The sequence below is a fragment of the Acidovorax sp. 93 genome (assembly GCF_003633835.1).
Lineage (GTDB): Bacteria > Pseudomonadota > Gammaproteobacteria > Burkholderiales > Burkholderiaceae_C > Acidovorax > Acidovorax facilis.
In genome coordinates, this window is sequence record NZ_RBIT01000001.1 from 2,262,335 (window position 1) to 2,273,640 (window position 11,306).

Consider the following 11,306-nt stretch of genomic DNA (forward strand, 5'->3'; position numbering starts at 1 on the left):
ATGAACCGCCGCAATTTCTTCTCCGGCGCCGCCACGGCAGTGGCCGCAGCCTCCGTCAGCCGCGTGGCCCTGGCCGCGCTGCCCGAGCCCGCCATACAGTCCAGCGCCGACACCGCGCCGCCGCTGCACCCGCCCACGGGCCGCCCCTACAACCCGGTGGTCACTTTGAATGGCTGGACCGCCCCCTGGCGCATGAACGCAGGCGTCAAGGAGTTCCACCTGGTGGCCGAGCCCGTGGTGCGCGAGGTGGCGCCCGGCTTCATGGTCAACATGTGGGGCTACAACGGCCAAAGCCCCGGCCCCACCATCGAGGTGGTTGAAGGCGACCGCGTGCGCATCTTTGTCACCAACCGCCTGCCCGAGCACACCACCATCCACTGGCACGGCCAGCGCCTGCCCAACGGCATGGACGGCGTGGGCGGACTCACCCAGCCCGCCATACAGCCCGGCAAGACCTTTGTGTACGAGTTTGTGGCGCGCCGCCCCGGCACCTTCATGTACCACCCGCATGCCGATGAGATGGTGCAGATGGCCATGGGCATGATGGGCCTGTGGATCACCCACCCGAAGGCCGCGCACCCGCACATCGCCAAGGTGCAGCGCGACTACGCGTTTTTGCTCAACGCTTTTGACGTGGAGCCCGGCAGCATGACCCCCAAGGTCAACACCATGCTGGACCACAACATCTGGTGCTGGAACAGCCGCGTGTTCCCCGCCATCAGCCCGCTGGTGGCGCGGCAGGGTGAGCGCGTGCGCATGCGCATCGGCAACCTCACCATGACGAACCACCCGATTCACATCCACGGCCACGAATTCGAAGTGACCGGCACCGACGGCGGCCCCGTACCCAAAAGTGCGCGCTGGCCCGAGGTGACCACCGACGTAGCCGTGGGCCAGATGCGGCAGGTCGAGTTCATTGCCGACGAACTGGGCGACTGGGCCCTGCACTGCCACAAGAGCCACCACACCATGGGCGCCATGGGGCACGACGTGCCGACCATGATCGGCGTGGACCACCGGGGCCTGGTGGGCAAGATCCAGAAGATCGTGCCCGACTACATGGTGATGGGCGAGCGCGGCATGGCCGACATGGGTGCCATGGAGATGCCACTGCCCGACAACACCTTTCCGATGATGACCGGCACCGGCCCCTTCGGCCCGTTGGAGATGGGCGGTATGTTCACCACCCTCAAGGTGCGCGCCGACCAGCCTGCGGGCGATTACCGCGACCCTGGAGACTTCAAGCAACCTGCGGGCACGGTGGCCTACGAATGGCAGGGTGCCCCCGCCAGCACACCACGCCCCGCCCGCGCAGACACCCCAGGCACCGCGCCCGGCGCAGCCAGCGCACGCAAGCCCGCTGCCAGCGGCCACCAGCACTGAACCTCCCCATCAGCACACACCATGAAAACTATTAAATTGATAGCTGCTTGCGCTTTATGGATAAGCGCTAGCACCTCTTTTGGCCATGAAAACGCCCATCACACCGCATCGAACAGCCCGGTGGTCAAGGAGCAAAAGGACTGGGGCATCGCAGGCGACGCCAAGGCCGTGCGCCGCACCATCACCGTCCGCATGACCGACGACATGCGCTTTGCGCCGAATCACATCGAAGTGCGTGAGGGCGACACCGTGCGGCTACGTGCCGAGAACAAAGGCAAGGTGTTGCACGAGATCGTGATCGGCACCAAGGCCGAGCTGAACCAGCACGCCGAGATGATGAAAAAGCACCCCGGCATGGAACATGACGAGCCCTACATGGCCCACGTGGCGGCGGCCAAGACCGGTGACATCGTGTGGCACTTCAACCGCGCCGGGAGTTTTGACTTTGCCTGCCTGATCCCCGGCCACTACCAGGCCGGCATGACCGGCACCATCACTGTGCTGCCGCGCAACCCATAACGCCAGGAGAGACACGCCATGACCAACTCACGCAATCCACGCTCCGCATCCACCGCAGCCCACCCTGCACGACGCCAATGGCTCACCACCGCACTGCCTTTGCTGGGTGCGGGTGTGGCCGTCGCCCTGCTGCCCGGCCTGTCCCGAGCAGCCACCAACACCCCCACACCACTGGAGGTGTGGAAAGACCCGAACTGCGGCTGCTGCCAGGACTGGGTGGACCACATGCAAGCCAACGGTTTTGCCGTGAAGGTGCACGCCACCGGCAACAACGCCGTGCGCGCACGGCTGGGCCTGCCGCAAAAGCTGGGCTCGTGCCACACCGCCCTCGTCGGCGGCTATGTGGTGGAAGGCCATGTGCCTGCCAGCGACGTGCGCGCGCTGCTGCAGCAAAAGCCCAAGGCCCTGGGCCTGGCGGTGCCTGGCATGCCCGTGGGCTCGCCCGGCATGGACGGCCCTGCGTATGGCGACCGGCGTGACCCGTACGACGTGCTGCTGGTGGCGCGCGACGGCAGCACCCGTGTTTTCAGAAGCTACAACAAGAAGGCATCGACATGAAAATCCTTTCCATCCCACTGGTCGCCAGCCTGCTTCTCCTAAGCGCAGGGCCCGCTCTGGCGCAAGCCCCCACCGCTGCAGCCTCCGATAGCCACAACAGCCACCATCCGGTCCCGTCGGCGACCCAAGCGGAACTGAGCGAAGGCGAAATCACCCGCTGGGACCCGCGCACACTGCGCCTCACCTTGAAGCATGGCGAGATCAAGAATCTGGAAATGCCGCCCATGACCATGGTGTTCCGCGTGGCGGACGCCAGCGTGGTGGGTGACTTGAAACCGGGCGACAAGGTGCGCTTTCGGGCAGAGCAGGTCAATGGCGCTTACCACGTCAAGCAGATCGAAAAGGCCCCGTGATCCCCCTGCCGGCTGACTGACGTCGCACAAACCAGCTCGTGCGCCCGGGCACCATAATCGACGGCCATGAGTTCTCAACACGTTCTGGCCGGCAGCGCTGGCAGCATCACCCGCGTGGCGGGCATCGAGGTCGGTCACTTCACCGAAACCCGCCGTCCCACGGGCTGCACCGTCATCATCACCCGCGAAGGCGCCGTGGCCGGTGTGGATGTACGGGGCGCAGCACCCGGCACCCGCGAGACGGACCTGCTCCACCCCTCCAACCTGGTGGACAAGGTGCACGCCATCATGCTGGCCGGGGGCAGCGCCTGGGGGCTGGATGCCGCAACTGGCGCCGTGCGCTGGCTGGAAGAGCGCAATATCGGCTTTGACGTGGCCGTGGGCCGCCTGCCCATCGTGCCTGCCGCCGTGTTGTTTGACCTGCTGGTGGGCGACATGCACATTCGCCCCGACGCTGCGGCGGGCTACGCGGCGTGCGATGCGGCATCCACCGCCGACCCGGCCGAGGGCAATGTGGGTGCGGGCACGGGTGCGGCACTGGGCAAGATCTACGGCATCCAGCGTGCCATGAAGGGCGGCATTGGCACCGCCTCTGTCACGGTGGATGGCGTCACGGTGGGCGCGCTCATCGCCTGCAACGCCCTGGGTGACGTGATCGACCCCGACACCGCACAAGTGATTGCAGGCGCCCGCACCGACGACGGCCTGCGTTTGCGCGACACGCGCCGCGCCCTGCTGCGTGGCGACCCGCCCCAGCCCCTGCTGGCGGGCACCAACACCACCATCGGCGTGGTGGCCACCGACGCCGTCATCACCAAGGTACAGGCCCACCGCCTGGCCGTGGCCGCCCACGACGGCCTGGCGCGCAGCATCAACCCGGTGCACACCATGTCCGACGGCGACACGCTCTTCAGCCTGGGCACTGGCCGCGCAGGCAAAAGCCTGGGCATGATGGTGCTGGCCACCATGGCGGCCGAGGCCACGGCCATTGCCACGGCACGCGCGGCACGCGCGGCGCGGTCCATCACCACGGCGGAAGGTTTGTACTTACCGTGGGCTGGTGAGTTGGGGTAAACCATGGTCATGGGGCCATGGCCCATGAGCCCATATGATGCCCATACCGCGCGCAGGGCTCAGCCGCCAGAACACGCCCGCAGCGCACCTCGGCCCCCACGCGCCAGTCTTGCCACCCTATCAATCGCGACAAGGAGAATTCATGAAAGACCTAAACCGTCTGCGGCACAGCTGGTTGTTGTGCCTGCCTTTGCTCCTGAATACCCAAGCCGCCATCGCCCAGGACCAGTTCGTGGACCTGCAATCCAACGGTGGCTACACGTCCTATCGCCTGCCGGACGACACCACACAGGTGGACCTGAGCGCACAGACACAGGGGGCTTGCCGTTTCAATCGCACCTGGGGCTATGACCTGACGAACCGGGAACTGTGGACCAACGGGGGGTGTGGCGGCCGCTTCCAGATTACCCGCAGCTACGCCTCTGGCAACAGCAGTGGGTCCAACGCTGGCGCAGCTGTGGCCGCGGTGGCTGCCATCGCGGGCCTTGCGCTGCTGGCCAACCACAACCGGCACGACAACGACCGGCGACCCGAGTACCCGGACTATCCCGGCCAAGGTGGCGACTGGGGGCGAGAAGTCCGCGTGGACGGCCGCCTGTGCCTGGACGTGCGGGGTGGCAAGTTCCAGCCAGGCACCACATTGCAGGTGTATGAATGCAACGGCACCGCGTCCCAGCGGTTTGCTGTGGGGCGCGGGGGTGAGATCCGGGTACGCGACCTGTGCGTGGACGTGGACCGTGGCGACCCGCGCGATGGCGCACGGGTGGTGCTGTGGTCGTGCTCAGGCTCGCGCAGCCAAAGCTGGGCCACCCGGGGCGGCCAGATCGTGAGCCAGCTCACCGGAAAATGCCTGGACGTGGAGGATGGCCGGGTCCGCCAGGGCGCACACACCATGGTCTGGCCCTGCAACCGCAGCCCCAGCCAACGCTGGTGGTGGTAAGGAGGGCCCAATGATGATCACAACCCAATCCCCACACGCTCTGCGCACCATGCGCTTGCTGTGCAGTGCAGCGGCGGCAGGCACCTTCGCTCTGGCATGTGCATCCGCCGCGCAGGCAGCGGATGCCCCGGTGTCTTCCCCCACATCCCCACCCAAGGTGACCACCACGGCCCAGAAGCCAGCAGCACCATCGCGCGCCAACCGGCTCCAGGCGATCTGCTCGTCTGCTGACCTGAACCACGACGGCAAGGTGTCTCTGGAGGAGTTTCACCGGGACATCGTGCAAGGCTGGCACAACCTCTCGCCCGATGCGACAGGCCATGTCCAGCTCTCCGACCTGGCCCAGGTGCCGCGCATGGGCAAAGGCCGCCTGAAGCGACTTGCAGCCGTTGACACGGACAGCGACGGCAAGCTGTCGTTCAAGGAAGTCGTTGAAAGCCGCATGGCCTATTTCGACGCGGCGGATACCGATCAGGACGACCAGCTCTCCCTTCCGGAATGTGTGGCTTACGAGCGCCAGCGGCGCGGCAGCAAGCCATAGATCTCAGGAACTCCTTGTCGCTCCTGGCCCCATGTGCCTGGAGGGCGTACGCCACAGCCACATGAACAACCACGGGGCCTCGGACGGTCGCAGAGGCCTCGTGGTTGCTCCACCCCATGTTCAGCACTTATTCCATGTCCCAGGCTTTCCGCAATACCCTGCTTTCTCTGCGCGATCTGATCGTGTCGGCCGGTCCTCTCGCGTTTCTGGCGGTGGGACTGCTGGTCCTGGCGTACTGGTGGCTCAACCCCAACCCACCCAAAACCGTAACGCTGGCCACAGGCCCGGCGCAAAGCGCTTACGAGGAGTTTGGCAAGCGCTACCAGAAGGCGTTGGCGGTGGACGGCATCGAAGTCCGGTTGCTGCCCAGCGATGGCTCTTCGCACAACCTGCAGCTGTTGCGTGAGGGCAAGGCCGATGTGGCGTTTGTCCAGGGTGGCACGGCCGAACTGCAACCCGATGATGCCGACGAGCTGGTGTCTCTGGGCAGTCTCTTTGTGGAGCCCGTGTGGCTGTTCTACCGTGCGGAGACTGCAGAACGTGTGTACAACACGCCGCGCATCGACAGCCTGCGGCAGTTGCGTGGCTGGCGGGTCAATGTAGGCTCAGACGGTAGTGGCGTGCCCAAGCTGATGGAGCGCCTGCTCGACGCCAACAAGGTGGCGCCTGGTGCGGTGCAGATGTCCCGGCTGGAGCAGACGCCAGCCACCGTGGAATTTCTGGCGGGCAGACTTGATGCGCTGGTGTTCGCCTCGGCCCCCGAATCCCTGATGGTGCAGATGCTGCTGCAGACACCCGGCGTGCAGTTGCTGGACTTTGCCCAGCACGAGGCCTATGCGCGGCGGTTTCCGTTCCTGACTCCGGTCACATTGCCGCGCGGCGTGGTGGACCTGGCGGCCAACGTGCCCACGCGGGATGTGCGCCTGGTGGCATCCACCACCTCGCTGCTGGCGCGCGATGCCACGCACCCTGCCCTGCTCACCCTGTTTGCGCAGAACGCGCAGAAACTGCACGGCGGATCGGGCTGGTTCAACCGGGCCCGCGAGTTCCCCAACTCACGCAATAGCGAACTTCCGATTGCCAAAGAAGGCGACCGGGCCATGAACGAGCCGGTGCCGATGCTGCAACGCTACCTGCCGTTCTGGATGGCAAACCTGATTGAGCGCATGTGGCTGGTACTGGGCATTTTGCTGGCGATCATGCTCCCGCTGTCGCGCGTCGTGCCGCCGCTGTACCAGTTCAGGGTGCGATCACGCGTTTTCCGCTGGTATGGCCGGCTTCGTGAGATTGAAAACGACATGGAGGCTGGCAACATTGACGCCGCCGAGCTGCTCAAGGCCCTCAATACGCTGGAGGCGCAGGCTGAAAAAGTGAGCGTACCATTGTCCTACGCAGACGAGTTGTACGCGCTGCGCAATCACATTCACCTGGTGCGCAAAAAGTTGCTCCGCGCCTGAGCTGTCCCTGGCGCTTCAGGGTACATCTGTGAATTGAGCGCCCTTTGTTGCATGGAGCACGCGAGGCCAAGGCTCAAAGCGATGGCGAATCGCGTGGGAAGCGCGGGGTGCTGAGCTAGCGTGTCTTGGAAGACTTGGAGCCCAACGGGGCAACTTTGGAGGAAGGGGCGCTGCTGGTCACCTTCCGGGACGACCCCGCTGAGACAGCGTCCAGAACACGGACCGTGGAGGACACTGCCGGAACCACCCGCAAGGAGCCGTCCGCAGCCAGCTTGTCGCGCATCCGCCGGGTCATGGATTGCGTGCTCGCATCGGGTGCTGTGAAAAGGAACAGAGTGCCGTGTGGGCTGGCCCAGGTAAGTTGCGTGCGGACGACCCGGCCGTTGGTGACCAGCTCGACCCACGCGCCAATTACAAAGTCAGCGTAGGGATCGGGCGCATCCACGGGCGCCTGAACACTGTCCTCGGGGGCCACAGCGGAGGCTTGCGCTTCAGCAGGGGCTACTTCTTGGGCCACCGGCTCGGGTTCTGGCTGAGGCGCCGCCACAGGTGCGGGCGCTGGCTTTTCAAAGGCCGACTGATGCAGCCCCACCAAACGCTGCAAGAAAGCGCTGGTCTGCACAGCGGGATAATTGATGGTCTTGAGCCCCTTGCGCAGCTTGGCCAGCAGGCCGGGAATGGCCTCGTTCAGGCGCTCAGGTTCCTGGCGGGTCAGGTCGGGTTGGGCGCTCCATAGCAGCACAGGTACCAGCGCCAAGTAGCCACCGGGGTCCTCATCCTGCCCATCTCCGCCCTTGAGCACCTGCGCCAAGGCGATCACATCCGCCCATGGGCCGGCGGCAAAATCGAGCACGTCGGCAGGCACGTTCTCCAGATCAGGCAGCCTGCGGATGTCGGCAGCAGTCTTTTCGGCCAGCATTTCCCGCTGCTCCGCTTGGAGCAAGGCTTTTTGCTGCGCTTCCTGATGGGCCTTGATCTTCTGCTCCTGAGTCTCCCAGGCAGACTGCAGGGCCTTGAGCACGGTATCAAAAGGCCCTGCATCTTTGATTTCGTTGGCAGTCAGGTGCTCCACCGCCCCTTGCACCAAGCGCATGAAACTGCTAAACCCCGGCGTTGCTTCTGCGGTGAACGCCAGGCTGCGTTGCGTCAGCTCATCCAGCAAACGGCGCGCGGGATGGGTGCCATCGGTGAAAAAACGCCCATCGTGTGTCACCAGTTGTTTGAGTGCGGGCTCCAAACTCTTCACAGCCTTCTGCACGGGCGGCAGAAGGCGAGCATCCTGGGCAATGTTCTCCATCATGCGGCCAACCACCTCAATGGCCATGGCCGGGGATTGGGTGGCCGCCTCCATCGGCATAGCCGCGTACACCACAGGAGCCACACCCGGGCCCCGCCACCCCGTCAAAGGCGCCGACAGCGAAGCTGCCTGGCTGCCGCTGGCGAGCCTTCCCACCAAGCGTTCGAGCTGGGCCATGTCCTCGATGGCCTCGGCCGCTGCACCCACAGGGTAGTAACCACCGCCTTGCGGCATGGGTTGGGCACCCGCCACAACCCCGCCGACAGGAGGCACACCCCACGCAGGCTGCAAAGCCACCGGCTGCGAAGGCATGACGCCATATGCGCGTGGATCAAAAGGATCTCCGCCAGCCAACATCTGGCGCAGAATGCCCACCGTCAACAATGCTTCTTCTGCGGCTGGCGCCATCGGCGACTGCAGGGAATCGCCACTCCAGCCAGTGGAGGGCCCCATGCCACGGCCATAGCCGGTGTTGCCATAGTCTCCCATGGGCGCGCCCATCGAATTGCCATAGCCGGAGTACCCCCCACCATAGCCGGTACCCATGCCGGTGTTGGTGCCAGGGCCACCGTAGCCACCCCCACGACCCGCGTTGCCGCTGGGCGTGCCGAGCACCGCGTATCCCACGGGCTGAACGCCATGTTCGCGCAGGCTGGCAGCCGTTTTTTTGTATTCATCCACCAGCAGCTTACCCAACAGGTCGCGCATGTGCTGCATCCACAGCTGGCGCACTTCGGGCGATACGCCAGTGTCTCCCACCACTTGCTGGAGAGCGCGGATATAACTTTCGGGGCGCAGCGGGTTGCGCTCGGGTTGCACACTGCGCAAGCCCTGTGCGGAACTGACGAGGGTGTTGAGTTCGGCCAGCACCGCATCAGTGGCATGCAGCGCCGATTGCTGCGCCTTGGACAGCTCCACCTGCGCCTGCATCTCGTTCTCATCCATGAGCGAGAGTTCACCGAAGTCCATGCCGGTGTCCTCGGCAGAACTGCGGCCTTTGGCAGCGGGACCTTCGGCAAAAATCTCCAGCAGGGCCATGGGATAACCCTTGACCAGCGCAGCTTCATGCTGGTTCAGCAAGCGCAGGCTGTCACTGACCAGATTGCGCTGCTGGATATTGCGGACGACAGACTCCTCACCCGTCAGGGCCCCTTGCGTGACCTTGACCAATTCCTGCATCAACGCCTCGCTGCCGCGCACGGCGTTGACGACACAGGCGCGGAAAACAGTTCTCGAACGAGAAGCAGTCTGGGACATGGTGGGGAGGAATCGATCGGACAACAGGTTTCCAGATGCAATGCTACTTGACCTGACGCCTTATTTGAGGGCTTTGAACCTCATTCGTTTGGGTTTTGCCCCTTCTTCACCCAGGCGCTTCTTCTTGTCGGCCTCGTACTCCTGGTAATTGCCGTCAAAGAACGTCCACTGGCTGTCACCTTCAGCCGCCAGGATGTGGGTGGCGATCCGGTCCAGGAACCAGCGATCGTGGCTGATTACCAACATGGTGCCGGCAAATTCCAGCAGCGCGTCTTCGAGAGCCCGCAAGGTTTCCACGTCCAGATCGTTGGACGGCTCGTCCAGCATCAGCACGTTGCCGCCGGCAATCAGGGTCTTGGCCAGGTGCAAACGACCGCGTTCCCCCCCGGAGAGCATGCCAACCTTCTTTTGCTGGTCGCCGCCGTTGAAGTTGAAGCGACCGCAGTAGGCGCGGCTTGCCATCTGGAATTTGCCCACGTTCAGGATGTCGAGCCCGCCCGATACGTCTTCCCAGACGGTCTTGTCATTCGACAAGTCATCGCGGTGCTGGTCCACAAAGGCCATCTTGACGGTGGAGCCGATAACGACCTCCCCCGCGTCCGGCTTTTCCTTGCCCGCAATCAGCTTGAACAGCGTGGACTTACCGGCGCCGTTGGGCCCGATGATGCCGACGATGGCGCCTGCAGGAATGTTGAAGCTCAGGTTGTCGATCAGCACGCGGTCGCCAAACGACTTGGTGACGTTCTTGAACTCGATCACCTGGCTGCCCAGACGGTCCGCCACGGGGATGAAGATTTCGTTCGTTTCGTTGCGCTTCTGGTATTCATAATCGCTCAGTTCCTCAAAGCGGGCCAGACGGGCCTTGCTCTTGGCCTGGCGGGCCTTGGGGTTCTGGCGCGACCATTCAAGTTCCTTCTTCAGGGCCTTGGCGCGGGCTTCCTCACCCTTTTGTTCGGCTTCCAGACGGGCGCCTTTCTGGGTCAGCCAGTCGGAGTAATTGCCCTTGTAGGGGATGCCGGACCCACGGTCCAGTTCCAGAATCCATTCGGCGGCGTTGTCCAGGAAGTAGCGATCGTGGGTGATGGCCACCACGGTGCCGGAGTAGCGCTGCAGGAACTGCTCCAGCCAGTCCACCGATTCGGCGTCCAAGTGGTTGGTCGGTTCGTCGAGCAGCAGCATATCGGGCTTGGACAGCAGCAGGCGGCACAGGGCCACGCGGCGCTTTTCACCGCCGGAGAGCACACCAATGTTGGCATCCCAAGGTGGCAGGCGCAGCGCATCGGCTGCGATTTCCAATTGGTGCTCGGAGTCGGTACCCGCCGTTGCAATAATGGCTTCCAGCTCGGCCTGCTCGGCGGCCAGCGCGTCAAAGTCGGCATCTTCAGCGCCATAGGCGGTGTAGACCTCTTCCAGACGGGCCTTGGCGGCAAAAACCTTGCCCATGCCGGCTTCCACGCTCTCCCGCACGGTTTGTGTCGGGTCCAGCTGGGGTTCCTGGGGCAGATAGCCGATGTTCAGACCGGCCATGGGGATGGCCTCGCCTTCGATTTCCTTGTCAAGGCCCGCCATGATCTTCAGGAGGGTGGACTTACCCGAACCGTTAGTCCCCAATACGCCAATCTTGGCGCCCGGGAAGAAGCTCAGGGAGATGTCTTTCAAGATCTGCCGCTTGGGCGGCACGATCTTGCCGACGCGATTCATGGAAAAAACGTATTGGGCCATTGAGTGTCAAACCTGCAAAAATGAGCAGAAATTCTGCGTGCAAACCGAGATTATCGGGCCATGCGACAATACCCACCGTAGCGGGCTCCAGTTGCCCGCCACATCAGCACACTGCTGGGGACGAAGGAAGCATCAACTTCCAGGCTCCCACTCTTGAACCTCATCGGCTTGAGACTGGCTCGACAACCTCCCGGTTGCACGACAG

10 protein-coding genes are annotated in these 11,306 nt (G+C 64.1%); 8 read left to right on the forward strand and 2 right to left on the reverse strand.

All coding sequences use genetic code 11. The features are described 5' to 3' along the window. The 8 genes from C8C93_RS10195 (at nt 1) to C8C93_RS10230 (ending at nt 6,825) form a co-directional block, all read left to right on the forward strand. Nucleotides 1-1,383 (forward strand): multicopper oxidase family protein, encoded by a 1,383-nt coding sequence (locus C8C93_RS10195; RefSeq protein ID WP_121506807.1) that lies wholly within the window; start codon nt 1-3, stop codon nt 1,381-1,383. Between the two features lie 21 nt (nt 1,384-1,404). Further along, a complete protein-coding gene (locus C8C93_RS10200; protein WP_121506808.1) occupies nt 1,405-1,902 on the forward strand; it encodes a plastocyanin/azurin family copper-binding protein in 498 nt (165 codons plus the stop codon). A gap of 18 nt (nt 1,903-1,920) precedes the next feature. After that, nucleotides 1,921-2,460, forward strand: coding sequence for a DUF411 domain-containing protein (locus C8C93_RS10205; protein WP_121506809.1), 540 nt, complete (start codon nt 1,921-1,923; stop codon nt 2,458-2,460). Then, nucleotides 2,457-2,813 (forward strand): copper-binding protein, encoded by a 357-nt coding sequence (locus C8C93_RS10210; RefSeq protein WP_121506810.1) that lies wholly within the window; start codon nt 2,457-2,459, stop codon nt 2,811-2,813. Before C8C93_RS10205 ends, C8C93_RS10210 begins: the two co-directional genes overlap by 4 nt. Nucleotides 2,814-2,879: 66 nt before the next feature. Beyond that, on the forward strand, nt 2,880-3,887 hold the full coding sequence (locus C8C93_RS10215; protein ID WP_121506811.1) for a P1 family peptidase: 1,008 nt from the start codon (nt 2,880-2,882) through the stop codon (nt 3,885-3,887). A 142-nt stretch (nt 3,888-4,029) separates the two neighbouring features. Beyond that, the gene (locus tag C8C93_RS10220; protein WP_055400756.1) at nt 4,030-4,827 is read left to right on the forward strand and encodes a lectin; all 798 of its coding nucleotides are present in this window, start codon (nt 4,030-4,032) and stop codon (nt 4,825-4,827) included. Nucleotides 4,828-4,837: 10 nt separating this feature from the next. Beyond that, the gene (locus tag C8C93_RS10225; protein ID WP_121506812.1) at nt 4,838-5,368 is read left to right on the forward strand and encodes an EF-hand domain-containing protein; all 531 of its coding nucleotides are present in this window, start codon (nt 4,838-4,840) and stop codon (nt 5,366-5,368) included. A 134-nt stretch (nt 5,369-5,502) separates the two neighbouring features. Next, nucleotides 5,503-6,825, forward strand: coding sequence for a TAXI family TRAP transporter solute-binding subunit (locus C8C93_RS10230; protein WP_121508737.1), 1,323 nt, complete (start codon nt 5,503-5,505; stop codon nt 6,823-6,825). A 115-nt stretch (nt 6,826-6,940) separates the two neighbouring features. Here the strand turns inward: C8C93_RS10230 and C8C93_RS10235 are convergent, their stop codons facing one another. Continuing rightward, nucleotides 6,941-9,379 carry a DUF1631 family protein gene (locus tag C8C93_RS10235; RefSeq protein WP_121506813.1) on the reverse strand — a complete coding sequence of 813 codons (2,439 nt, stop codon included), beginning with the start codon at nt 9,377-9,379 and terminating at the stop codon, nt 6,941-6,943. 60 nt (nt 9,380-9,439) lie between these two features. Beyond that, complete coding sequence (gene ettA, locus C8C93_RS10240) at nt 9,440-11,101, reverse strand: energy-dependent translational throttle protein EttA (protein WP_055400762.1); 1,662 nt, start codon at nt 11,099-11,101, stop codon at nt 9,440-9,442. Nucleotides 11,102-11,306 lie beyond the last annotated feature (205 nt).